We start from the raw sequence: 22,505 nt of genomic DNA, 5'->3' as shown, positions 1-22,505 counted from the left end.
ATCCCAGGGCGATGGCGCGTCACACTCTGGAGTTGAGCATGGATTTTCCCCTCATTATTAATATCGTGGCGTTTGTCGCGCTGCTGATTCTGCTGAATCGCATTGGCAACCAAAGCTGGAGCCTGTCAAAGCGCGTGCTGACCGGTTTGGTTCTCGGTGTGGCATTTGGTCTGGCGCTGCAAACCATCTATGGCGAAAACAGCCCAACGGTGAAAGCGTCGATTGGCTGGTTCAACATCGTTGGTAACGGCTACGTGCAACTGCTGCAGATGATTGTGATGCCGCTGGTTTTCGCTTCGATCCTGAGTGCGGTCGCACGTCTGCACAATGCCTCATCGCTGGGTAAAATCAGCGTGCTGACCATTGGTGTGCTGCTGTTTACCACCGCCATCTCCGCGCTGGTCGGTGTGCTGGTGACCGGCCTGTTTGGCCTGAGCGCTGAAGGTTTGGTGCAGGGTGCGCAGGAAACCGCGCGTCTGACCGCGATTCAGAGCAACTACGTAGGCAAAGTGGCTGATCTCAGCACGCCGCAATTGCTGCTCTCCTTCATTCCGAAAAACCCGTTTGCCGATCTGGCTGGCGCCAATCCAACCTCGATCATCAGCGTAGTGATTTTCGCCGCCTTCCTCGGTGTAGCGGCGCTGCAACTGCTGAAAGATGACAAGGTAAAAGGCGAGCGCGTACTGGTGGCGATCGATACCCTGCAATCCTGGGTGATGAAGCTGGTGCGTTTGATCATGAAGCTGACGCCGTACGGCGTACTGGCGCTGATGACCAAAGTGGTGGCCGGTTCCAACCTGCAGGACATCATCAAGCTGGGTGGCTTCGTGGTGGCCTCTTATCTCGGTCTGGCAATCATGTTTGCCGTGCACGCGCTGCTGCTGTCGATTAACGGCATCAACCCAATGCGCTTCTTCCGTAAAGTGTGGCCGGTGATCACCTTTGCCTTCACCAGCCGCTCCAGCGCCGCCAGTATTCCCCTGAACGTGGAAACGCAGACGCGTCGCCTTGGCGTGCCGGAATCGATCGCCAGCTTCTCGGCGTCGTTCGGTGCCACCATCGGTCAGAACGGTTGTGCGGGTCTCTATCCGACCATGCTGGCAGTGATGGTTGCGCCAACCGTGGGTATCAACCCGTTTGACCCAATGTGGATTGCGACGCTGGTAGGTATCGTAACGCTGAGTTCTGCCGGTGTGGCCGGCGTCGGCGGCGGTGCTACCTTCGCCGCACTGATTGTGCTGCCTGCGATGGGCTTGCCGGTGACGTTGGTCGCGCTGCTGATCTCCATCGAGCCGCTGATCGATATGGGCCGTACCGCGCTCAACGTCAATGGTTCAATGACCGCCGGTTCACTCACCAGCCGCTGGCTCGGATTGACCGACAAAAAAGTGCTGGAGAGCGACGAGCACGCCGAACTGGCACACCGCTAAATGTGATGCGTTCCAACAACGGCAGACCGCAAGGTCTGCCGTTTTTTTATGTTCTTTCCTCCCCAATCCCCCCCAATCATGGCGCTAGCGTCAGGAAAACGTTAAGCATGGTGAACAGAGGAAAAATCAGCCGCTTTTCGCTTGAGTTTTCGCTCAGGAAGGCCAATTCTGCAGTTAATCACAGCAGGAGAATCACCGATGAAAACAGTTATCGCCTCGGTGCTGGCGTTAACCTTATTAACACCAGCCATCAGTTTTGCCCATCCCGGCGGTTGGGGCCCCGGCCCAGGCCCGCATTGGGGTGGAGGTCCACGTTGGGGGGGGCCCGGCCCGCTGCGTTTCCTACCCGAAGCAGCAACCGCCGTGTTGCTGGGCGGTCTGACCTATTACATGCTGAACGGTAACTACTATCAGCGTCAGGGCGACACCTATGTGGTGGTGCAGCCGCCTGAAGCCCCGCCGGGCGGCGGTATGCGCGTGCTGGATTTCAACGGCAAGCGTTATTACGTGCAGGAAGGTCATTACTACCAGCGCGAGATTGGCGGCGAGTATATCGAAGTGCCGCGTCCTTACGGTTTATAAGCGCCACAAGGAAAAACGGCCCGTCAATGACGGGCCGTTTCTTATTCTGCTGCGATTACTGAGCCGCTTGCGGATCGGTATCGTAGTCTTTACAGCTCTGGAAACCGTAGTTCATGACGCGACCGGTATCGTTATAGCTAACGAAATAGGTCTGCGGTTTGCCGTCGCGCTCGCCAATCACGTAGGTCTGGCAAGTACCGCGGGCGTGAACCATGGTGATTTCAGTAGAAGCTGGACCGGCAATCTGGCGAACCTGATCGCGCGTCATCCCTTTCTTCACATCCTTCACCACAGGCTTGGTTACGTAGCTTTCAGCTTTGTCATAAGTCGTACAACCAGACAGGGCTGCCAGCGTCATAGCGGCAGCGATACATCCCATCACTTTATTCATGTTGTTGTTCCTCGTTTTTTTGTCCGTGTGAAATTAGCCTGGAACATAAATCCAGATTTATCAACTTTATGGGATAAATTTAGCTAAATTCCGAAGCGTTAGGATTTGGTAAAAATGCTGTGTTGATGCGCTACGGTTCGTATAATCACCCGCGAAAAAATACCTATAGCAATGAATAAAGACAGAGGATTAATGACACCTGCACCTTCTCATCGGCTGGTTTATGCCATCACGCTGGGCCTGCTCGCTGCGCTCGGGCCACTTTGTATCGACCTTTACCTGCCGGCGCTGCCGGAACTGGCGCACGATCTGCACACCGAAACCGCCACGGCGCAGCTGAGCCTCACCGCCGGCTTGCTCGGTTTGGGTGCCGGTCAGTTGCTGTTTGGCCCAATGAGCGACAAATTTGGTCGCCTGCGTCCGCTGCTGTTATCGCTGGTGCTGCTGTTTATTGCTTCGATTGGCTGTGCGCTGGCAAAAGATATCAACTCGCTGTTAGTGGCTCGTTTATTTGAAGGATTGGCGGGCGCAGGCGGCGCGGTGCTGTCGCGTGCGATTGCCCGTGATATGTACAGCGGTCATGAACTGACGCGTTTCTTTGCCCTGCTGATGCTGGTCAACGGGTTAGCGCCAATTGGTGCGCCGGTGCTGGGCGGAGCCTTGATGACGGTGCTCAACTGGCGCGGCATTTTCGTGGTGCTCGGCTGCATCGCCATCGTGTTGATCTTTCTCGCCCGCTGGAAATTGCACGAAACTTTACCGCCTGAGCGCCGCAGTCAGGGCTCGATCTTTTCTACCTGGGCGGCGCTCGGCCAGGTTGTCTCGCATCGTCAGTTTATGGGCTTCTGCCTGACGCAAGGTTTTATGATGTCCGGCATGTTTGCCTACATCGGCGCCTCGCCATTTGTACTGCAACAGCTGTACGGGCTGACACCGCAAGCCTTCAGCTTCTGCTTCGCTGCCAACGGTCTCGGCCTGATTATTGCATCACAAACCAGTGCGCGCCTCTGTCCGCTGTGGGGTGAATACCGCGTGTTAAAAGGCGGCCTGACGCTGGCATTTGTCGCCTCGAGCTGTTTGCTGCTGGCGGGACTGACAGGCGCCGCGCTGCCGATTCTGCTGGTCGCACTGTTCTTCACCATTGCCAGTAACGGCGTGATTGCTACCACCGCTTCTTCGCTGGCGATGCAGAGCCAGGGCCAGCGTGCGGGCAGCGCCTCGGCGGTGATTGGCGTGTGCATGTTCACCTTTGGTGCCATCAGCGTGCCGATCACCGGCCTGGGCGGCACATCGGTGGCGAGCATGACCGGCACCATCTTTGGCTGCTTTATGCTGGCGATTGTGTCGTTCAATTTGCTGGTGCAGAAGGCAAAAAACGCCTGATTTGCCAGCAAATAACCTGAACAACCAGCCGTGCGGCTTGTTGTTTGTGGGGAGAGGCGTTAGCTTTAGCAGATGATTCGCATTGTGCCGTCAGGCTACTGACTTGAGGAGAGGTTCATGTCACTGCAACAGGAAATCATTGAAGCCCTTGGTGTAAAGCCCGTTATCGACCCGCAGCAGGAGATCCGCGTCAGCGTTGATTTTCTGAAGTCTTACCTGAAAGCCCATCCCTTTTTGAAAACGCTGGTGCTCGGCATCAGCGGCGGCCAGGATTCGACGCTAACCGGCATTTTGTCGCAAATCGCGATTCGCGAACTGCGTGAAGAGAGCGGCGATAACGATTACACCTTTATCGCCGTGCGTTTGCCGTATGGCGTGCAGGCCGATGAGCAGGATTGTCAGGACGCGCTGGCGTTTATCCAGCCGGACCGCACGCTGGTGGTGAACATTAAAGAAGCGATTCTGGCCAGCGAACGTGCGCTGAAAGACGCAGGTATCACGGTGTCGGATTTCGTGCGCGGCAATGAAAAAGCGCGTGAGCGCATGAAAGCGCAGTACAGCATTGCCGGCATGACCAAAGGCGTGGTGGTCGGTACTGACCATGCGGCAGAAGCGATCACCGGTTTCTTCACCAAGTACGGTGACGGCGGCAGCGACATCAACCCGATCTTCCGTCTGCACAAAGGCCAGGGCAAACAGCTGCTGAAAACGCTGGGCTGCCCGGAGCACCTCTATCTCAAACATCCGACCGCCGATTTGGAAGATGATCGTCCCGGCTTGCAGGATGAAGTGGCGCTCGGCGTCACTTATCAGCAAATCGATGCTTATCTGGAAGGCAAAACCATTGATGCCGCTGCTGCGAAAACCATCGAAGGCTGGTATCTGAAAACCGAGCATAAACGTCGTCCGCCGATCACCGTGTTCGACGATTTCTGGAAGAAATAAGCGCGTTTAGTTTCCCGCCGTCCGTGCGGGAAATTTTCTCCTCGCCGCTGACTGGCGATAAAAAGCACAGTTTGATACACTGGATAGACAACCAGTAATTGGAGTGTGCTTTGGTCAGACGTGCAGCCAGCCACCGCCTCGATTTCGATGCGGCAGCAATCTATCAATACCCCGAACATTTACGTCAGTGGCTGGAAGGTTTACCCAACCAGCCGGGCGTCTATACCTTTCACGGTGAAAGCGAAAATCTGCCGTTGTATATCGGCAAAAGCGTCAACCTGCGCAGTCGGGTGATGGCGCATTTCCGCACGCCGGATGAAGCCAAAATGCTGCGTCAGGCGCGACGCGTCACCTGGATTCCCACGGCTGGCGACGTCGGCGCACAGCTGCTGGAAGCACAGATGATCAAAACGCAACAGCCGCTATTTAATAAGCGCCTGCGTAAGAATCGCCAGCTCTGTTCGCTGCAGCTGGGTGACGGTGCGCCGCAGGTGGTATATGCAAAGGATCTCGACTTCTCGCGCTCGCCCAATCTCTATGGCCTGTTTCGCAGTCGCTTTGCCGCGCTGGAGAAGCTAAAAGCCATCGCCGATGAGCAGCGTTTGTGTCACGGATTGCTGGGGCTGGAATCGTTGCGCCCGGGACGCGGCTGTTTTCGCTCCGCCCTGAAACGCTGCGCCGGTGCCTGCTGCGGTAACGAATCGGTTGCTGAGCATCAGCAGCGCTTGCATGCGGCGTTAGAGCAAATGCGCATTCAGTGCTGGCCGTGGCAAGGCCCGGTTGGCATGGTGGAAACGGGCACAGACCTCACCCAAATCCATGTGATCGATCACTGGTTCTGGCTGGGATCGGTAAACAATGAAGCCGAAGCACGCCAGCTGCAGCGCGCCTCGCACGGTTTCGATCATGACGGTTATAAAATCCTCTGTCGTCCGCTGCTTTCTGGCGTGTTCCCGCTGATCGAGTTGTAAAACAAAACCGCCGAGGTTGCCCAAAGCATCAGATGCGATGGACAACCCCGGCGGTCTCTATTCAGTTAGCGAAAGAACTTATTCAGCATCAGCCGGCGGTGGCGTCATTTTGCCATCGTGCGGGCCTTTCTCGGTTAAGCGCTTCTCAAAGTTCGCGTTGTACTGTTTCTTCTGCTCTGGTGTCAGCACGTTGTAGATCTTGTTCTGGGTTTCCATCATCTGCAGCGCACGATCTTTGGCGTTCGCGGTCATCTTCTCGGCCTGCGCTTCAGCCTTCGCACGGTCAAAGGTATCGGAAGCGATGATGGCATGGTCAGCACGACGCTCTTCCAGCGACGGGCGCTTCATCTCTTTGTGGCCTTCACGCAGGATAGTTTTGATCTGCGCTTTCTGCGCATCGGTCAGGTTCAGACCTTTAAACATCATCTCCATACCGTGATGTCGCATCGGCGGCTTGTGCATCGGTTTTTCGCTGCCTGCTGGCGGCGGAGTCAGGTTGTCTGCCGCTGCATGGACGATATTTGCAGCACCAAGAGCCATTGCGGTAGCCAGGAACACAGAAGTTAATTTACGCATAATATTGTCCTTACTTATCAGTTTAATGACGACAGCCGGTGTCGCGTCTTCGGAAACAAGCATACGACGCTGAACGTCAACTACTCAGAGGCTGAGTAAAGCCCTGAAAGCATAAAAGACAGAGATCAGGCAATCATGGAGAGAAAGAGAAGAAATGCGTGAGGAATTGCAAAAGTTTATGACAATCAAGGGAAAAACGCAGGAATTAAGGAGGAGTGTAACGGTATTGTTGGTTTTCAGGAAGGGAAATGTCGGCGGTTTTAACGCCTCTGCACTTTGATGCCCTCACCCCGGCCCTCTACCACAGGGAGAGGGAAACGCTGTAACATGTTAGCTCGATCGATTCCCTCTCCCGCCTGCGGGAGAGGGTTAGGGTGAGGGAAAATTACAACGCCAGCGCCTGCGTCTGTTCATTCTCCTCCACCAACATCAGCCCGGCGCGCAATCCCGGCGCGACATTCGGATTGGGGAACAGCACATATTCGCGCGCCTGCTGTACGTAGTAGCGCCGATCGCCCTCTTCCGCCAGCAGCGTGCCCTGCGGGAACGCGGTGAAGTTCAGTGTCTCTGGCCCCATGTGCAACACAAACTTATCACCGTGACGGGTCAGCTGCTGCGCCACGCGATAATGGCGCGGCTGCTCGCGCACCTCCGGCAAGGTCTCGCCATACAGCAACGCCGCCAGCGCCCGCTGCACGCCGCTAAACTGACTCAGATCGTTCTCACCAAACGGCAACGCCTTGCCGAGCTCCAGCGTGCAGCTCGCCGCATTATGGTGCTCACAGCTGTAATGGGTGAAGGTGCCGCCCGGTGAACGGTGGAACACCAGCGCCTCCATTTCTGCCGCCGCCAGCCAGTGCATAAACTGTTCGGGCCACGGATTAGGATTCAGCGGCATCACGCCAAAACGCGCATGATACGAGCCGCGAATCGCGGTATGCAGATCAAGGTGCCAGCGCACTTCGTGATCGAGACAGGCACGCCAGAAACTCTCGAGCTCCTGCTCGAGCTGCAACACACGCTGCGCTTCCGGTACATCGGCCACCTGCTGCCAGCGGCCACCAAACAGGCGGTTGATATCGTATTGCTGGTAGCGTTTGCCGCTGCGCAACGCGGCGGGGTTACCCAAAATCACCAGCAAACGCACCGCCAGCGGTTTCTCGCCCTTTAATAATGGCGTCAGCAACAGATTGAGAATCTCCACCGGCGCGGTTTCGTTGCCGTGAATGCCCGCAGAGAGCACCAGCGCCTGCTGCGTGGGCGTGTGCGGCGTGAGGGACAGAAGTCCCTCGTTATGCCATTGCCAACTCAGATGATCGTTGCTGCCCTCTCTTTGCTGTGGCGGCTCACCAGACAAAGTCTGCTGTAAAAAATCCTGCATGTTCACTCCTTTTTAACGACGTGGGGCGAACCTCTCACCCCGGCGTTAACGCTGAAACGCGTAGACACTGCCTAAGTCTAGCAGCTTCGTCAGCTCATCCAGCGCGGTGCGCCCTTCACGCAGCAGTTGCGGGTCGGCTAAATCGGCCTGGGTTAGGCGATCGCGGTAGTGGCGATCCACCCAATCGTTGAGCGTGGCGAACAGACGATCGTTCATCAGCACCGCCGGATTCAGCGCCTGACGCTCGGTTTCGGTTAACACTACGCGCATACGTAAACAGGCCGGGCCGCCGCCGTTAAACATGCTTTCACGCAGATCGAACACTTTCAGTTCACGAATTGGCCCGCCGCTCTCCACCAGCTCGCTGAGATAACGCCACACGCCCGCATGCTGGCGCGACTCTTCGGGCAGCACCAGCAGCATTCCGCCATCGGCACGCTGCAATAGCTGGCTGTTAAACAGATAGGTATTGACCGCATCGGTCACCGACACTTTATCGCGCGGCACTTCAATCGGCTGGAAACCGCTAACGCGCGCGGCGAGGTCGTTGAGCAATTGCGGTTGATTAACAAAGGCATCCTGATGGCAGAACAGCACCTGCTGATTGCTCACCGCAATCACATCGTTATGAAACACGCCCTGATCGATCACCGCCGGATTTTGCTGGGCAAACAGCGTGCGCTGCGCATCGAGCTGATGCAAACGCGCCACCGCTTCGCTGGCTTCACGGGTTTGGCGCGCCGGATAACGTGCCGGTGTTGCGCCCTGCTGCTGCCCATCGCGGCCATAAATAAACAGCTGCACGCCCGCATCGCCATAATCACTGCCGAAGCGATTGTGATTGGCCGCGCCTTCATCACCGAACTGCGCCACCTGCGGCAGCGCATCGTGCACGCTGAAGTGCTGCGGATGACGGAAAATGGCGCGCAGCAGATCGGCCGTTTCCGGCGCCTCAATGGCGCGGTGGAATTTGTTATTCAGATTGGCGACGGTGAAATGCACGCGTCCATCGGCGCTATCCGCCGACGGCGACACCGTGGCGGCATTGGCCACCCACATGGCTGAAGCGGAGCTGGCCGCCGACAGCAGCTGCGGCGCGTGCTTCGCCGCCTGCGCCAGCACTTGCTCATCGCTGCCGTTAAAACCAAGTTGGCGCAGCAGCGGCAGATTAGGACGTTCGTGCGGCGGGATCACGCCCTGCACGTAGCCCATATCCGCCAGCGCTTTCATCTTCAGCAAGCCCTGTTTCGCCGCCAGACGCGGGTTCGAAGGTTGCAGCTGATTGCGCGTCGAGGCTTCGTTACCAAACGACAATCCCGCGTAGTGATGTGTCAGGCCGACCAGCCCATCAAAGTTGGCTTCAAACGCTTTCATTATTTCGCTCCCTGCGCGGAGAAATCGAGGCCCGGCGATAAGCTGCCCGGCAGCGCCAGGCTTGGGCTCTCCAGCGACGCCATTGGCCACGCGCAATAATCAGCGGCGTACCATGCGCTGGCACGATGATTCCCCGAGGCGCCAATGCCACCAAAGGGTGCGGTGCTGGCCGCACCGGTCAGCGGTTTGTTCCAGTTAACAATCCCGGCGCGCGCCTCCAGCAGCAGCTGATCAAACTGCGCGCGCTGCGGCGAAATCAGGCCGCATGACAAGCCGTAGCGGGTGTTATTGGCGATGGCAATTGCCTGCTCGAAGCTGTCGTAGCGAATCACCTGCAGCAGCGGACCAAACACCTCTTCATCCGCTAACTCTTTCACTTCGGTCACATCAATGATGCCCGGCGTGATGATGGCGCTGTCGCGATCCGGCCAGTGCATGCCGAGCAACACTTTTCCGCCCTTTTCCACCTGCTGCTGCCAGGCGGCAAAAATATGTCCGGCGGCGGCGGGTGAAATCACGCTGCCCATAAACGGCTGCGGCTCGGCATTCCACGCGCCAGGCTGCAAGCGCGCGCTGACCTCAACCAAACGCTGCAGGAAGGCATCGCCCGCCGCGCCCCGCTTCACCAGCAGACGACGCGCACAGGTGCAGCGCTGTCCGGCGGTAATAAAGGCCGACTGAATAGCGATATGTACCGCACCATCGAGATCAGAGGGATCTTCGACAATCAGCGCATTGTTGCCGCCCATCTCCAGCGCCAGCATTTTTTCTGGCTGCCCGGCGAACTGACGATGCAGGTGATAGCCGGTGGCGGCGCTACCGGTAAACAGCAGGCCATCAATTTGCGCTGCATTGGCCAGCGCCTGGCCGGTTTCACGCCCGCCCTGTAGCAGCGCCATCACGCCCGCCGGTAAACCGGCTTGTTCCCACAGCTGTACGGTTTTTTCTGCCGTCAGCGGCGTCAGCTCGCTTGGCTTAAACACCACGCAGTTCCCCGCCAGCAGAGCCGGCACGATATGGCCGTTCGGCAGATGACCGGGAAAATTATAGGGACCAAATACCGCCAGCACGCCGTGCGGACGATGGCGCAACGAGCTCTCGCCGTCGGCCTGTTCGCCGGTGCGGCTGTGATAGGCCTTAATCGAAATGACGATTTTGTTGATCATCGCCTGCACTTCGGTCAGCGTTTCCCAGCGCGGCTTGCCGGTTTCCTGGGCGATGGTTTCCGCCAGCGCGGTTTTATGGCTTTCGAGCAGACGGGCAAAACCTTCCACCAGCGCCTGACGTTCCGCAAACGGTTTTTTCGCCCACTGCGGGAACGCCGCGCGCGCCGCTTCGCAGGCCGTAGCCGCTTGTGCTGCCGATGCCGCTTTGCCCTGCCACAGCGTTTCGCCGGTTACCGGATTCTGTTTGCTCAGGGCATCAGCGCCGCCGGTCACCCATTGACCTTGTATAAAATGCGTCATGCTTTTTTCTCCTCGCGACACAGCGTGACCACACGCAGTTGATCGCCAATGTTGCAGTGCAGCGCCGCGCGCTGGCTTTCAGTTAGTTTCACCGTGCCGGATGCCATATCCACCGGCAGCAGCGCCACGCGGAAATGCTGGTAATCGGCGTTTGCCACCAGACACAGCGGCCAGCTTTCATCGGCGGCACCGCTCTCTGCGGTTAACTGGCGACTCTTGCGAATGGCACGGATGCGATCGATTTCGCACTCCAGCGTCGGGCCGCCGTCGAAGATGTCGACATAGTTGAGATAGCGGAAGCCTTCCGCCTCCAGCACCGCACGCGCCGGCGCGGTTTTCGGATGGACTTCGCCAATTACTTTTTGCGCCGCTTCAGACAGATAATGAATGTAGAGCGGATGTTTGGGCATCAGCTCGGCGATAAAGGCTTTCTGGCCTGTGCCGCTGAGGAAATCGGCTTTGCTGAACTCCATCGAGAAGAAGCGGCTGCCGACACTGTCCCAGAAGGGCGAGTGGCCATTCTCATCGCTGACGCCACGCATCTCCGCCACCACGTGTTTCATAAAGCGGTCGCGGAAGTTAGCCATAAACAGAAAACGCGATTTCGACAGCAGATGGCCGTTTTTGCCATCGCGGTAATCGGGATCGAGGAACAGCGTGCACAGCTCGCTGCTGCCGGTGTGATCGTTGCTCAGCGACAGCGTCGGCAGGCTGGCATACACATTCAGCTCTTTCGAGGCGTGCACCTGCGTGCCGACGCGGAAGTTGTACCAGGGATCCTGCAAACCTACCGCCGCTTCGATGGCGCAAATGCCGACGGCGCGATTGTCTTCGCTGTCGGCCAGCACAAACACATAGCCTTGTTCGGCAGGCGGCAGCGCACCTTGCCAGGTGAGCAGCGAACGCTCAATACGGGCTTTGAGCGTATCGCTATCCGCAGGCAGCGAGGTTAAGCCGCCCCCGGTTTTGCCCGCCAGCGACAACAACTGCGAAAGATCGTCACGTTCGACGGGGCGAATCACCATCATGATGTGGCTCCTTTGAGCACGCGTTCACAGGCACGTTCGAAGCGCGCCAGGCCTTCTTTTACTTCACGCTCGCTGATGTTCAGCGCTGGCGCAAAACGCACCACGTTGGCACCGGCAATCAGCACCATCACGCCCTCTTCGGCCGCAGTGAGGTTGAACTGTTTGGCTTTACCGGCGAAATCGTCGTTCAGCACCGCGCCAATCAGCAGTCCCAATCCGCGCACTTCTTTAAACACCGGCAGACGCTGGTTAAGTTCCTGCAACGCAGTAACAAACCATTGATGACGCTCGGTTACGCCCGCCATAAAGGCTGGCTGGTTGATCAACTCCATCACTTTGCCCGCGACGGCGCCCGCCAGCGGGTTGCCGCCGTACGTGGTGCCGTGCGTGCCGACGCCCATTACCTGCGCTAAATCTTCACGCGTCAGCATGGCACCAATCGGGAAGCCGCCACCGAGCGCTTTGGCGGTGGTTAACACATCCGGCGTCACGCCGTAGTGCATATAGGCGTACAGCGAACCGGTACGCCCCACGCCGCTCTGTACTTCATCAAAAATCAGCACCGCATGATGCTTATCGCAGAGTTCGCGCAGCCCGCGCAAGAAAGACGGATCGGCTGGCAGCACGCCGCCTTCCCCCTGAATCGGCTCGACGATCACCGCGCAGGTTTGGTCATTGATCAGCGCGGCCGCCGAGGCCAAATCGTTGAAATTAGCATGCTCAACCGCTGGCGGCAGCGGCGCAAAATCACGGGAATAAGCCGGTTGTCCGCCCGCTGTCACGGTAAACAGCGTGCGACCGTGGAAGGCGTTATTAAAGGCAACGATGCCATTTTTCTCAGCACCAAAACGGTCATGCGCGGTTTTACGCGCCAGCTTCAGTGCTGCTTCATTCGCTTCGGCGCCGGAGTTACAGAAGAACACGCGGTCGGCAAAGGTAGCATCAATCAATTGTTTGGCGAGACGCAGGATCGGTTCGTTGGTGTAGCCGTTACCGGTATGCCACAGTTTGCTCGCCTGTTCGGTTAGCGCCTGCTGCAACGCGGGATGCGCATGACCTAAGGCGTTAACCGCAATGCCACCGGCGAAGTCGATATACTCTTTGCCTTGCTGATCCCACAGCGTAGAACCTTCAGCACGAACCGGTACAAAAGCCGCGGGTGCATAAACTGGCATCATCCATTGATCGAAATTTTGACGCGAAACCTGCTGTGACATAGCCCTTTCTCCTGCTCCACACCCGGTGAAGCCTTTGTTTTGAAATTGTTAAAAATGTTAAGTGGCAGCTCTACTGTATCTTGCAGATAGCGTGCCAGCCAGCCGCAAAAATGCATAAACGTCTTGCCACCACGAAATATCAATAACTTAACCAGTACCACTATTCACATTAATTGCATAAAAAGTGAATATCAGTCTGATGCAGGCTGAATAGCAGTAATTTATTTAGCGGATTTATGCATTGGCAAAATGAAATATTGCTTTTGTGATCGGGCAGGAAATATTTCGCCAAATTAATGCGATAAACGCACTTTTTTGGGGCGAGATGTGCCTGATTGGTGCAGGAAAGTGTTAGCGCGGTGCAGATTTAGCATGGAGTGGATTAATCGGTTTTTAACATTTACATAGTCAAATTGAATATTATTTCGCCAGTTCGTTATTAAACGAAAGCTAAATAACATTTTGTGACCAAGGTTATTATCAGAACAGAAATAAACAGACACAAAGCCATGAACCAGATAATTACTCTGCTAACGATTAGCTGGATTCAGATATTTTCTATTGAACAATTATGCATAGGCTTGTGCTATTTCACGAACAAGCTAGTTACTTTATTTACGCATCTTTAATTTTTAAATTATAGAATAAAATCATTGAGATAACTATTTAAACATTCATATCCCTTGTTGCTTTAGGGATAAGTTTAACCAATACAAAATTCCACATAATGGAATTTAAGATTAAAAATTACACAAAAAGTTAACTAGAAATATTTAGTTACATATATTGCACTGTCGATCTTGAACCTTTTGTGTCATTTTCTTTTCACCCCGAACAAGGGTACAAAATTAAAAAATATCACAGGGTAAAAATTAAATGATGAAGCGCTCCTTACTGGCAGCAGTGATGCCTTTACTGCTGGGACTTTCTTCGGCTCAGGCCGCCGAAATCTATAATAAAGATGGCAACAAACTGGATCTGACCGGCAAAATTAACGTCTCGCATCTGTTCTCTGATAACGATGCGTCAAATGGCGACACCTCGTCTTATAGCCGTCTGGGTTTTAAAGGCGAAACCAAGATTAACGACCAGCTGACCGGCTATGGTCAATGGCAGTATCAGTACAGCCTCACCAACTCTGAAGGCAGCGATGCCAACAACGGTAACAAAACCCGTCTGGGCTTTGCTGGCCTGAAATTTGGTCAGTTTGGCTCAATCGATTACGGTCGTAACTACGGCCTGATTTATGACGTGCTGGGCGTTACCGATATGCTGCCATTCTTCGGCGGTGATTCCGGTTATACCGATGCGTTCCTGTCTGGCCGCTCTGGTGGCGTGCTGACCTGGCGTAACAAAGATTTCTTCGGTCTGGTGAAAGGCTGGAACGTCGCCGCTCAGTACGAAGGTAAAAACGATCGTACCGATGCAAGCGTTGCGGTACGCCGTTCGAATGGTGATGGCTATGCGCTGTCAACCTCATACGACTTCGATTTCGGTCTGAGCCTGCTGGCCGCCTACGCCAGCCTGGATCGTACCAATACCCAGAACCTGGCAGCGCGTGGTGACGGTGACAAAGCACAGCATTGGACCGCAGGTCTGAAATACGACGCGAACCAGATTTACCTGGCAACCATCTATGGCGAAACGCTGAACGCGACGCCAATCACGGGTGGTTTTGCTAACAAAGCGGTTAACTTTGAAGCGGTTGCACAGTACCAGTTCCTGAACGGTCTGCGTCCTTCAATCGGCTATGTATCCTCTAAAGCTAAAGACGTTGAAGGCGTTGGCGACGCTGACATCTTCAAATACGTTGGTGTTGGCGGGACTTACTACTTCAACAAAAACATGTCTGTGTATGCTGAATACAAAATTAACCTGTTGAAAGACAACAATGCGCTGAACATCCCAACTGACGATGTCACCGCTGTGGGTCTGGTTTACCAGTTCTAAGTTGCTTTACCCTCATTGCTATTCGGCTAGTGTCGGCTGAATATGCGCAAAGGGCAGCGAAAGCTGCCCTTTTTCTATTGGCGAGTGGCAATTACGGCGCCATCAAATCAAAGCGATTATCATCGCCCTGATCCAGTGAGAACGGCGGCTGCAATTGCAGGACAATCTCATTCGAGGTGACGCGATTCTGTTTGCTGTCTTCTAACACCACCGACAAGCGATAACTGTTATGCGCGCCAGGCGAGCTATCCCACGCGGGCATGATTACGCTCCAGCCCTGCGGATCGTTGGGATTAGCACCCGGCGTCAGGCTTAGCGCCTGCGTATCGCCCTGCCACATCACTTTAGTGATTGGGTTGGTGCTGCGGATCTGCAATTTCAGCGGCAAACTTTCTCCGCCATTCAGCTGCCACGGCGGCGTGGCGAGAAATACCGACAGCGTTTTACGCTGGCGATATTCCAGCACCGGCGTATAGCTGCGCGTCACGTTATCGTAACGACTGCCGCGCAGCGAGTGCGCCGCCGCGACATTATCCGGACTCAGTTGCTGGCTGAGCGCCACGCCAAAGCGGTAGTTGAGACGCAAGCCGAGTTGATCCTGGCTCTCACCGCTGTCGCTGGTTTTGTGGCTGGCGGATAAGGTCACCAGCGGCACTGGCGTATAAGTGACACCAAAGGTCAATGCCGACGGATTGTGGTAGCGATTGCCGGAGCTAAACAGATCGACGTTATCGCCAAGATATTGCTGCCAGCTCACCGATGCACCGAGCTGGCGATACTGCGGCAAATAGCCCTGGGTGGTGAAATCGTAGCCGCGCGCCATTCGCTGCTGCTGGAAGGGATTGCGATCCTGCCAGCCTGAGAGCGGCGTGTAGTAGTTGGCGGAGAAGCGCAGATAATCCCCCCACGCTTCGGTACCCAGCGAAGCGCGCTGTAGGCCGCTGCTGAACATGCGGTCAACAAAGCCGTTATAGCCCAGCTGCCATTTGCCCGCCATCCAGCGCTGACCAAGACCCACATTGCCCACCAGCCCATCATCGGTTTGATGCAAACCCACCTGACTGAAGGTCAGGTAGCGATAGTTATCCGCCCACGGTGTCAGCAGCGAAGCACCGCTGCCGTTAAAGTTGCCGTCGATGTCCACGTTAAAGTCGATCTGCGCGTTGCCATACGGCGACAGCAATGATTGACCTTCATTGACCAGTCGATTTCCCACTTCATCGCGGAAATGATTAAAGGCCCACAGACCGGCCTGTTGGCTTAAGGAATTGTCGTCGGTGCTGTTCTGGCTGGCTTCGCCAATGCTTTTGGCAATGGTCGCCAGCTTTTTGTTAAACGCTTCGGTTTCGTCCTGATAGCCCAACGCGGGCAATTGATCGGCCATTTTCTGGAAACGTGTGGGATCGCTAAACGGCGCATCGGCGAGTTTAGTGTCAGAAATCAACGCCAGCGCAGGCGCGGATGCAGCAAGTAATGAAAAACCAGAGAGATATCGCACGCTTTTGAGTGATAACAAAGTAGATAACATAGCTAAAAATAGGGTTCGACCCAGTTCAGAATTTGAGGTGGCTCACAAAAGTGCATAAGTCTACCCTAGCATATTCTGATGCAAGTGCCGGAAATGTCTGGTTTCGATTAAGACAATGATGCGTACTTTCGGATTTGTAGGGTGCCCATTCATGGGCACCCGGAAGCCAGGTCGCCATAAATGGCGCCCCTAAGAATGCGGCAATTGTTTTGTAGGGTGCCCATTAATGGGCACCTGGAAGTTAGGTCGCCATAAATGGCGCCGCTACGGAGAGCTATCAGGAGAAGATTAAACCGCCATCCACATTGATGGTCTGCCCGGTGATATAGCGTGCATCGTCAGAAGCGAGGAAAGCCACCAACCCGGCGACATCTTCCGGCTGTCCCGCGCGCTTAAGCGGAATATTTTCTACCCACTCCGCCATTAATTCGCCTTTGCCATACTGCTTTTTATCGCTGCTGAGGATCTCGCCCCACACACGATCGTTGTAGTCCCACATTTCACTCTCAATAATGCCAGGACAGAAGGCATTCACCGTGATATGCCACGGCGCCAGCTCCAGCGCCAGGCTCTGGGTAATCCCGATCACGCCCATCTTGCTGGCGGCATAGTGGGGCGTATAAATAAAGCCCTGACGTCCCTGGCCGGACGAAGTGTTAATCAGGCTTCCGCTGCCCTGCTTGACCATATATTTCGCCGCTTCGCGACAGCACAACCACACGCCGGTGGTGTTCACCGCAAGGATCTTATCGAAATCGCTTTTCGGCATCGAGTCGAAGCGATCGATGGTGATGACGCCCGCATTTTGAATCGACACATCAATGCTGCCAAAGCGTTCAGCCGCCTGCTGATAGAGCTGCTGTACCTCAGCTTCATCGGTAACATCAACCTGCAGCGCCAGAATCTCACTACCAAACTGCTGCTCGATGGCCTGCGCAGTGCTGAAAACCCGTTCCGAGTTCGACACCATCACCAATCGCGCGCCGTCGCCGGCAAAGCGCGCGGCAATGCCCGCGCCAATGCCGCGGCATGCGCCGGTAATCACCACTGTTTTGCCACTAAAATCGCGTGTCATATTGCCTCCTGTTATCCATGTGTCGCTTCAGGCAGGGCGGCCGATTGCTGCTTTTTTTCATGTCTGCGCAGCAGCACCACCTTACTTTGTAATTTTTGCTGGAACTGGTCGATCACCACCGCAGTAACAATTACCAGACCTTTAATCACCATCTGCCAGAAATCGCTGACGCCCATCATCACCATGCCATCGGCAAGGAACACGATGACAAAGGCACCGATAATCGAGCCCGAGACCCGCCCGCGGCCGCCCGCCAGCGCCGTGCCACCCAGCACCGTGGCACCGATGGCGTCCATCTCAAACATGTTGCCGGTCATCGGGTGCGCGGTTTGCAGCTGCGACGCCACAATCAAACCGACCAGCGCGGCGCACAAACCGGAAAAGGCATAGACAAACACTTTGACTTTGATAATCGGCACACCCGCCAGGCGCGCCGCCGATTCGTTGCCGCCGGTGGCGTAGATGTATCGACCGAGCGGCGTTTTACGTGTCAGATACAAACCCAGCAGCAGGAAGCCGAGCATCATCCATATAGGGATATACACGCCCAGCACCGAACCGGAACCCAGCAAGGCGAAGCCGGTATTGCCGAGCGCTGGTGTGCCGACGAGGTTGGCGTAGGTGCTGCCATCGTTGAACAGCAGCGCCGCGCCGCGTGCCACATACATCATGCCGAGCGTACAGATAAAGGGCGCGACGCCGAGTCGCGTGACCACCGCTCCATTAATCAATCCCAGCGCCACGCCGAACAGCGCCACCACCAGAATCACCTCGGGCACGTTGAAGAACAGCACGTTACCGCCCCACAGCGGAACGCCGTTGGTGAGCAGCGCACCCGCCACCATGCCGCATATGCCCGCCACCGCGCCCACGGAGAGATCGATGCCGCCGGTCAAAATCACCAGCGTCATGCCGATCGCCAGCAAGCCGGTGATCGCCACATGCTGCGTCATGATCAGCAGGTTGGAGGTGGTCAGGAAGTTAGGCACCATAAAGCTGAAGAAACTCACTACGATTAATAAGGCAATAAAGGTGCGCGCCTTAAGCAGGTACATGTAGATTAGGTATTTTTGATTCATCGTTTTACTCTCCAGCAGGCTCAATCATGCGGCGTTGAGGCGCTAATCAGGGCTTCGCGCGTGGCCGCCGCGCGCGGTAAATCGGCGGTAATACGACCATCCGCCATCACCAGAATGCGGTCAGCCAGCGCCATCACTTCATCCAGCTCGGACGAGGAGAACATCACCGCTAATCCCTGCTGCGCCAGGTTGCCAATCAGGTGATAGACGTCGGTTTTGGCGCCCACATCGATGCCGCGCGTCGGCTCATCCAGCAGCACCACCTGCGGCCCGGTCATCAGAGCTTTGCCCAGCACCACTTTTTGCTGATTGCCACCGCTTAGGGAGGTGATCGGCAATTCGGCATCGCTGACTTTGATGGCGAGATGGCCAATCATTTCATCGACGCGGTGCTTTTCTTTGTGCGGATTGAGCATGCGCCAGCAGCGGCGGAAGCCGCGCAGACTGAGATCGCTGAGCGTCATGTTGGCGGTGATCGACATCAGCTGCACCACGCCTTCGGTTTGACGATCTTCCGGCACCAGCGCGATACCTTTTTTCAGTCGCTGCTGGAAGCTGCGCTTCTCCAGCGCTTCGCCGTTCAGACTGACACTGCCCGACTGACAGTGCATCATGCCAATCAGCCCCTTGAACAACTCGGTGCGTCCCGCGCCCAGCAGGCCGTAGATACCAATCACTTCGCCTTTGCGCAGCGTGAAAGAGACATCATTGAGCTTGTAGCCGCCGTTTTGATGCAGCGCGGTCAGCCCGTTGACGCTGAGTACCGTTTCGCCCTGCGTCGCCGGTTGGTAATCGAAGTGTTTCTTCTTGTCGCCCACCATCTGCTCGATGATCCACGGAATCGAGGCGTCGCGGACTTCGCGTTCGCTGATAAAGCGTCCGTCGCGGAAGATGGTGATGTGATCGCCAATTTCCATCAGCTCTTCCAGTCGATGTGAGATATAGATAATGGTGACGCCACGCCGTTTAAGCTGGTCGATGACGTTGAACAGCACTTTCACTTCTGACTGGCTGAGCGCGCTGGTCGGTTCATCCATGATCAACACGCGCGTGTCCTTTGACAGCGCGCGGGCGATTTCCACCAGCTGCTGATGGCCGATACCCAGTTCAGCCAGCGGCGCGTAAGGATCGACATCCAGTTCCAGCCGTTCCAGCAGCGCTTTGGCCAGTGAATATTGGTACTTCTCGTTAATCACACCGCGCTGGAAAAACTCATTGGCCATGAAGATGTTGTCCATCACGTTCATGTTGGGAAACAGGTTCAGCTCCTGAAAGATAATGCTGATGCCCAGTTTTTCCGCCTGATGTGTGGAGCTCAGCGACACGGCTGCGCCGTCCAGCAGAATCTCGCCCGATGAGGGGATCTCCACGCCAGCCAGCATTTTCATCATGGTGGATTTGCCCGCGCCGTTTTCGCCAATCAGCACGTTCACTTTGTTGCGATAGACGCGGTAATTGACCTGATCCAGCGCGGTGACGCCGGGATAGATGCGCGACACGTTGCGGGTTTCAATAATCACGTCATGTTGAGGCTGTTGCATATCCGCTCCTTACTGACGTGTAATCGCCGCAGGTGTCACATTCGGCACCTGCTCCGGCGTATCGAAGCTGCTAAATACGCCAGCAAGCTGCACTTTGTCACCCACTTTGGGCTTGAAAGCACTCATCATGTTCGCCGCCTGCTGATTGATCGCGCGGCTGTAATCGCCGAACAGTACCTGATCGTTAAAGTCCTGATAGCTGGCACCTTTGTAGGCATCGCGTAACACCGTACCGGGAAAAATTGGGCCGACCTGCACCGTGATGTTGTCACCGGACACATCCTTCACCGTCATCCGGCCATTGCGCGACGTGGTGTTGACGGCGGTGACTTCGCCGCTCACGTTGACACTGAAGACACACGGGTTCTCTTCCTGACTGCGATAGCCGTAGGTTTTGCAGGCGCTATCAAAATCTTTGGCGGACTTCAGCGCATTCAACAACTCAGCCACCGGCTTCGCATCATGTTGAATCTGCGGCACCAGCTTCTGTTGCCACGTTTGGGCAATATTGCCCATTTTGGCATTGGGAGGATTTTTCAGGTCGGCCAGCTCCTGCTGCGACACAATGCGGCAACCGCTAAGGATCACGACAGGAAGCAGTAACCAGAATCGTCTGTGCATCACATTCTCCTGGGCGCCCGTTAGACGGGCGCACCGCATTGATTACGACTTGAAGTTAAAGTCCTGCACGCCTTTAGCGTTGTCTGGCGTGATGAGAATGCCGCGGAACATCACGCGCTGCTTCTCAGGCTTGGTGCCTTTCTGAATAAAGTTGTCGAGATCGGTCACGCCCTGCGCGGCGATGGCTTGCGCCTGCAGCATCACCGTGGCTTTCAGATCCCCTTTTTCCACCGCGTCACGTTCATCATTGCTGCCGTCAATGCCGACCACGATGACGTCGTTACGGCCTGCCGCTTTCAGAGCTGCAATCGCACCCAGCGCCACGGGACCGTTACCGCAGATCACGCCTTTCACATCCGGATGCGCCTGCAGAATGCTGTCCATGATACGTTTGCCGTCAATCAGCGTGCCTTTGGCATCCTGACGCGCCACGCTTTTCATGTCGGAATATTGATCGAGCACCTGGTGGAAGGATTTGGAGCGTGTGACGCAGTTGTTGTCGGCGAGGTTACAGGTGAGTTCCGCGTAGCTGCCCTTTTCCCCCATTTTCTCCACAAACACGTTTGCCACGTCGGAGCCGGCCTGGAAGTTGTTGTGGGTGATCTGCGCCAGCGCCACGTCATCCACCGGGATTTCGCGGTTGATCAGCACCACCGGAATGCCGGCATCTTTGGCTTTTTTAATCGCGGCCACGCTGGCGGTGGAGTCGGCGTTATCCAGCACGATGCCCTGCACCTTTTTGCCGATGGCGGCATCAATCAGTTCACTTTGCTTTTTCACATCTTCGCCATGCGACAGCACGCTGGTTTTATAGCCCAGCTCCTGCGCTTTGAGGTTGGCACCTTTGGCTTCGGAGGCGTAATAGGGGTTATCCAGCGAGTTCACCAGAATCATGATGGTGCCTTTATCGGCAGCGAAACTGGCTTGGGAGAACAGGCAACTGGCAATAGCAGTTAACAGCAGGGTACGTTTTTTCATGGTGAGGTTCTCTCATTGTTATAGTGGGTCACGCAGGGTCAGCCGTTCTGGTGTTGGCGCGGCTTACCAGATGGTAAAGCCACCGTCGATCATCAAATCTGCGCCGGTGATCATGTCGCTGCCGTTGCTGGCGAAGAACAGCACCGCGGCGGCGATTTCGTCGGTATAGGCAAAGCGTCCCAGCGGGATCAGCTTTTTCATCTGCTCGCCCTTCTCACCGCGCCAGGCTTTTTCACCCATCGGCGTCAGTACAACGGTGGGCGATAAGGTATTGACGTTAATGCGATAGGGAGCGAACTCTTTGGCCATCACTTTGGTCATGCCGAGCAGACCGGCTTTGGCGGAGGTGTAAGCAATGTGGTTATCGATAGCGATGGAGGCGGCCTGCGACGCAATGTTGATGATTTTGCCGCCGTTACCGGCGCGCACCATGCGTTTACCGGCCGCCTGCGAGCAGAGGAAAGGACCGGTGAGATTGACGTCGATCTGCTTCTGCCACTCGGTAAAATCGGTTTCTAACACCGGTTGCAACATCACGTAGCCCGCGCAGTTCACCAGGATATCAATCTGACCGTAATGCTGTTCGACGCGATCAAATGCCGCTTCAACCGAGGCCGGTTCGGTCACGTCGCAGCACACCAGCAGCACGCGATCACCAGCAAATTGATCCTGCACGCCCGCCACTTTGTCACTTTCGAAGGGCGGATAGAGCAGCGCCAGCCGTGCGCCCTTCTCCAGCAGCATGGCATTACTGGCCATCGCAATCCCGCCCAGCCCGCCGGTGACTACCGCCACTTTGCCGGTTAAATCCTGCTCAATGTTCACGCCGTAGCGCAGGTTAACGTCATATTCCCCACTCATCGTCTCTCTCCATAATGGTGTACGGCGGCTCTGCTTACGGCTGGCCGGGTTATCGTTTTAGTAAATATCATTTTCGAACAAAAATATAAGCTATCGTTTAATAACGGTTTGTGGAGGAGATCAAATTT

Annotated in this window: 20 protein-coding genes; 6 read left to right on the top strand and 14 right to left on the bottom strand. The window is 55.8% G+C overall.

What is annotated here, in order from left to right; all coding sequences use genetic code 11:
• Positions 1–38: 38 nt before the first annotated feature.
• Together NQH49_RS08440 and NQH49_RS08435 are read left to right on the top strand one after the other, a co-directional pair.
• The gene (locus NQH49_RS08440) at positions 39–1,430 is read left to right on the top strand and encodes an L-cystine transporter (RefSeq protein ID WP_256696305.1); all 1,392 of its coding nucleotides are present in this window, start codon (positions 39–41) and stop codon (positions 1,428–1,430) included.
• A gap of 198 nt (positions 1,431–1,628) precedes the next feature.
• Entirely contained in the window at positions 1,629–2,012 is a 384-nt protein-coding gene (locus NQH49_RS08435) for a DUF6515 family protein (protein WP_101764583.1), read from the top strand.
• 55 nt (positions 2,013–2,067) lie between these two features.
• Here the strand turns inward: NQH49_RS08435 and osmE are convergent, their stop codons facing one another.
• A complete protein-coding gene (osmE, locus tag NQH49_RS08430; protein WP_007892614.1) occupies positions 2,068–2,403 on the bottom strand; it encodes an osmotically-inducible lipoprotein OsmE in 336 nt (111 codons plus the stop codon).
• 192 nt (positions 2,404–2,595) lie between these two features.
• On the opposite strand from osmE, the gene NQH49_RS08425 reads away from it, so the two are divergent.
• From NQH49_RS08425 to cho, 3 genes are all read left to right on the top strand, one after another.
• Positions 2,596–3,786 carry a multidrug effflux MFS transporter gene (locus NQH49_RS08425; RefSeq protein ID WP_256696304.1) on the top strand — a complete coding sequence of 397 codons (1,191 nt, stop codon included), beginning with the start codon at positions 2,596–2,598 and terminating at the stop codon, positions 3,784–3,786.
• A 117-nt stretch (positions 3,787–3,903) separates the two neighbouring features.
• Entirely contained in the window at positions 3,904–4,731 is an 828-nt protein-coding gene (gene nadE / locus NQH49_RS08420; RefSeq protein ID WP_256696303.1) for an NAD(+) synthase, read from the top strand.
• A 110-nt stretch (positions 4,732–4,841) separates the two neighbouring features.
• On the top strand, positions 4,842–5,702 hold the full coding sequence (cho, locus tag NQH49_RS08415; RefSeq protein WP_256696302.1) for an excinuclease Cho: 861 nt from the start codon (positions 4,842–4,844) through the stop codon (positions 5,700–5,702).
• Positions 5,703–5,780: 78 nt separating this feature from the next.
• Here cho and spy read toward each other — a convergent pair whose 3' ends face one another.
• The 6 genes from spy to NQH49_RS08385 all read right to left on the bottom strand — a co-directional run bounded on the left by spy (position 5,781) and on the right by NQH49_RS08385 (position 12,744).
• Complete coding sequence (gene spy, locus NQH49_RS08410; protein ID WP_256696301.1) at positions 5,781–6,278, bottom strand: ATP-independent periplasmic protein-refolding chaperone Spy; 498 nt, start codon at positions 6,276–6,278, stop codon at positions 5,781–5,783.
• A 385-nt stretch (positions 6,279–6,663) separates the two neighbouring features.
• A complete protein-coding gene (gene astE / locus NQH49_RS08405) occupies positions 6,664–7,659 on the bottom strand; it encodes a succinylglutamate desuccinylase (RefSeq protein WP_154152517.1) in 996 nt (331 codons plus the stop codon).
• A 45-nt stretch (positions 7,660–7,704) separates the two neighbouring features.
• The gene (astB, locus tag NQH49_RS08400) at positions 7,705–9,033 is read right to left on the bottom strand and encodes an N-succinylarginine dihydrolase (RefSeq protein WP_256696300.1); all 1,329 of its coding nucleotides are present in this window, start codon (positions 9,031–9,033) and stop codon (positions 7,705–7,707) included.
• The gene (astD, locus tag NQH49_RS08395) at positions 9,033–10,499 is read right to left on the bottom strand and encodes a succinylglutamate-semialdehyde dehydrogenase (protein WP_256696299.1); all 1,467 of its coding nucleotides are present in this window, start codon (positions 10,497–10,499) and stop codon (positions 9,033–9,035) included. The genes astB and astD overlap by 1 nt, the downstream gene beginning before the upstream one ends.
• Positions 10,496–11,527 (bottom strand): arginine N-succinyltransferase, encoded by a 1,032-nt coding sequence (gene astA, locus NQH49_RS08390; protein WP_256696298.1) that lies wholly within the window; start codon positions 11,525–11,527, stop codon positions 10,496–10,498. Before astA ends, astD begins: the two co-directional genes overlap by 4 nt.
• Positions 11,524–12,744 (bottom strand): aspartate aminotransferase family protein, encoded by a 1,221-nt coding sequence (locus NQH49_RS08385; protein WP_154183270.1) that lies wholly within the window; start codon positions 12,742–12,744, stop codon positions 11,524–11,526. The genes astA and NQH49_RS08385 overlap by 4 nt, the downstream gene beginning before the upstream one ends.
• Positions 12,745–13,620: 876 nt before the next feature.
• On the opposite strand from NQH49_RS08385, the gene NQH49_RS08380 reads away from it, so the two are divergent.
• Entirely contained in the window at positions 13,621–14,694 is a 1,074-nt protein-coding gene (locus NQH49_RS08380; protein ID WP_305961177.1) for a porin, read from the top strand.
• Between the two features lie 91 nt (positions 14,695–14,785).
• Here the strand turns inward: NQH49_RS08380 and NQH49_RS08375 are convergent, their stop codons facing one another.
• The 7 genes from NQH49_RS08375 to NQH49_RS08345 all read right to left on the bottom strand — a co-directional run bounded on the left by NQH49_RS08375 (position 14,786) and on the right by NQH49_RS08345 (position 22,377).
• On the bottom strand, positions 14,786–16,222 hold the full coding sequence (locus NQH49_RS08375) for a YchO/YchP family invasin (protein WP_256696297.1): 1,437 nt from the start codon (positions 16,220–16,222) through the stop codon (positions 14,786–14,788).
• Between the two features lie 277 nt (positions 16,223–16,499).
• Positions 16,500–17,297 (bottom strand): glucose 1-dehydrogenase, encoded by a 798-nt coding sequence (locus NQH49_RS08370; RefSeq protein WP_256696296.1) that lies wholly within the window; start codon positions 17,295–17,297, stop codon positions 16,500–16,502.
• An 11-nt stretch (positions 17,298–17,308) separates the two neighbouring features.
• A complete protein-coding gene (locus tag NQH49_RS08365; protein WP_154194790.1) occupies positions 17,309–18,376 on the bottom strand; it encodes an ABC transporter permease in 1,068 nt (355 codons plus the stop codon).
• Between the two features lie 20 nt (positions 18,377–18,396).
• A complete protein-coding gene (locus NQH49_RS08360) occupies positions 18,397–19,917 on the bottom strand; it encodes a sugar ABC transporter ATP-binding protein (protein WP_256696295.1) in 1,521 nt (506 codons plus the stop codon).
• A 9-nt stretch (positions 19,918–19,926) separates the two neighbouring features.
• Positions 19,927–20,538 carry a DUF2291 family protein gene (locus NQH49_RS08355; RefSeq protein WP_256696294.1) on the bottom strand — a complete coding sequence of 204 codons (612 nt, stop codon included), beginning with the start codon at positions 20,536–20,538 and terminating at the stop codon, positions 19,927–19,929.
• A gap of 42 nt (positions 20,539–20,580) precedes the next feature.
• Entirely contained in the window at positions 20,581–21,516 is a 936-nt protein-coding gene (locus tag NQH49_RS08350; RefSeq protein WP_256696293.1) for a D-ribose ABC transporter substrate-binding protein, read from the bottom strand.
• A 63-nt stretch (positions 21,517–21,579) separates the two neighbouring features.
• Positions 21,580–22,377: a GolD/DthD family dehydrogenase gene (locus tag NQH49_RS08345; protein ID WP_256696292.1), complete on the bottom strand. Its 798-nt coding sequence runs from the start codon at positions 22,375–22,377 to the stop codon at positions 21,580–21,582.
• Positions 22,378–22,505: the final 128 nt, after the last annotated feature.

This window comes from Pantoea trifolii (assembly GCF_024506435.1).
Taxonomy (GTDB): domain Bacteria; phylum Pseudomonadota; class Gammaproteobacteria; order Enterobacterales; family Enterobacteriaceae; genus Pantoea; species Pantoea trifolii.
Note: the sequence above shows the minus strand (reverse complement) of the source record. Positions and strands in the feature narration are given on the sequence as shown.

Bases quoted from the DNA above. Each gene is read 5' to 3' on its own strand.
- nadE (WP_256696303.1), top strand. From the start codon at position 3,904: ATGTCACTGCAACAGGAAATCATTGAAGCCCTTGGTGTAAAGCCCGTT.
- astD (WP_256696299.1), bottom strand. From the start codon at position 10,499: ATGACGCATTTTATACAAGGTCAATGGGTGACCGGCGGCGCTGATGCC.
- spy (WP_256696301.1), bottom strand. From the start codon at position 6,278: ATGCGTAAATTAACTTCTGTGTTCCTGGCTACCGCAATGGCTCTTGGT.
- NQH49_RS08425 (WP_256696304.1), top strand. From the start codon at position 2,596: ATGACACCTGCACCTTCTCATCGGCTGGTTTATGCCATCACGCTGGGC.
- NQH49_RS08365 (WP_154194790.1), bottom strand. From the start codon at position 18,376: ATGAATCAAAAATACCTAATCTACATGTACCTGCTTAAGGCGCGCACC.
- astA (WP_256696298.1), bottom strand. From the start codon at position 11,527: ATGATGGTGATTCGCCCCGTCGAACGTGACGATCTTTCGCAGTTGTTG.
- NQH49_RS08350 (WP_256696293.1), bottom strand. From the start codon at position 21,516: ATGAAAAAACGTACCCTGCTGTTAACTGCTATTGCCAGTTGCCTGTTC.
- astE (WP_154152517.1), bottom strand. From the start codon at position 7,659: ATGCAGGATTTTTTACAGCAGACTTTGTCTGGTGAGCCGCCACAGCAA.
- NQH49_RS08440 (WP_256696305.1), top strand. From the start codon at position 39: ATGGATTTTCCCCTCATTATTAATATCGTGGCGTTTGTCGCGCTGCTG.
- NQH49_RS08385 (WP_154183270.1), bottom strand. From the start codon at position 12,744: ATGTCACAGCAGGTTTCGCGTCAAAATTTCGATCAATGGATGATGCCA.
- NQH49_RS08380 (WP_305961177.1), top strand. From the start codon at position 13,621: ATGATGAAGCGCTCCTTACTGGCAGCAGTGATGCCTTTACTGCTGGGA.
- NQH49_RS08360 (WP_256696295.1), bottom strand. From the start codon at position 19,917: ATGCAACAGCCTCAACATGACGTGATTATTGAAACCCGCAACGTGTCG.
- osmE (WP_007892614.1), bottom strand. From the start codon at position 2,403: ATGAATAAAGTGATGGGATGTATCGCTGCCGCTATGACGCTGGCAGCC.
- NQH49_RS08375 (WP_256696297.1), bottom strand. From the start codon at position 16,222: ATGTTATCTACTTTGTTATCACTCAAAAGCGTGCGATATCTCTCTGGT.
- NQH49_RS08370 (WP_256696296.1), bottom strand. From the start codon at position 17,297: ATGACACGCGATTTTAGTGGCAAAACAGTGGTGATTACCGGCGCATGC.
- NQH49_RS08345 (WP_256696292.1), bottom strand. From the start codon at position 22,377: ATGAGTGGGGAATATGACGTTAACCTGCGCTACGGCGTGAACATTGAG.
- astB (WP_256696300.1), bottom strand. From the start codon at position 9,033: ATGAAAGCGTTTGAAGCCAACTTTGATGGGCTGGTCGGCCTGACACAT.
- NQH49_RS08435 (WP_101764583.1), top strand. From the start codon at position 1,629: ATGAAAACAGTTATCGCCTCGGTGCTGGCGTTAACCTTATTAACACCA.
- NQH49_RS08355 (WP_256696294.1), bottom strand. From the start codon at position 20,538: ATGCACAGACGATTCTGGTTACTGCTTCCTGTCGTGATCCTTAGCGGT.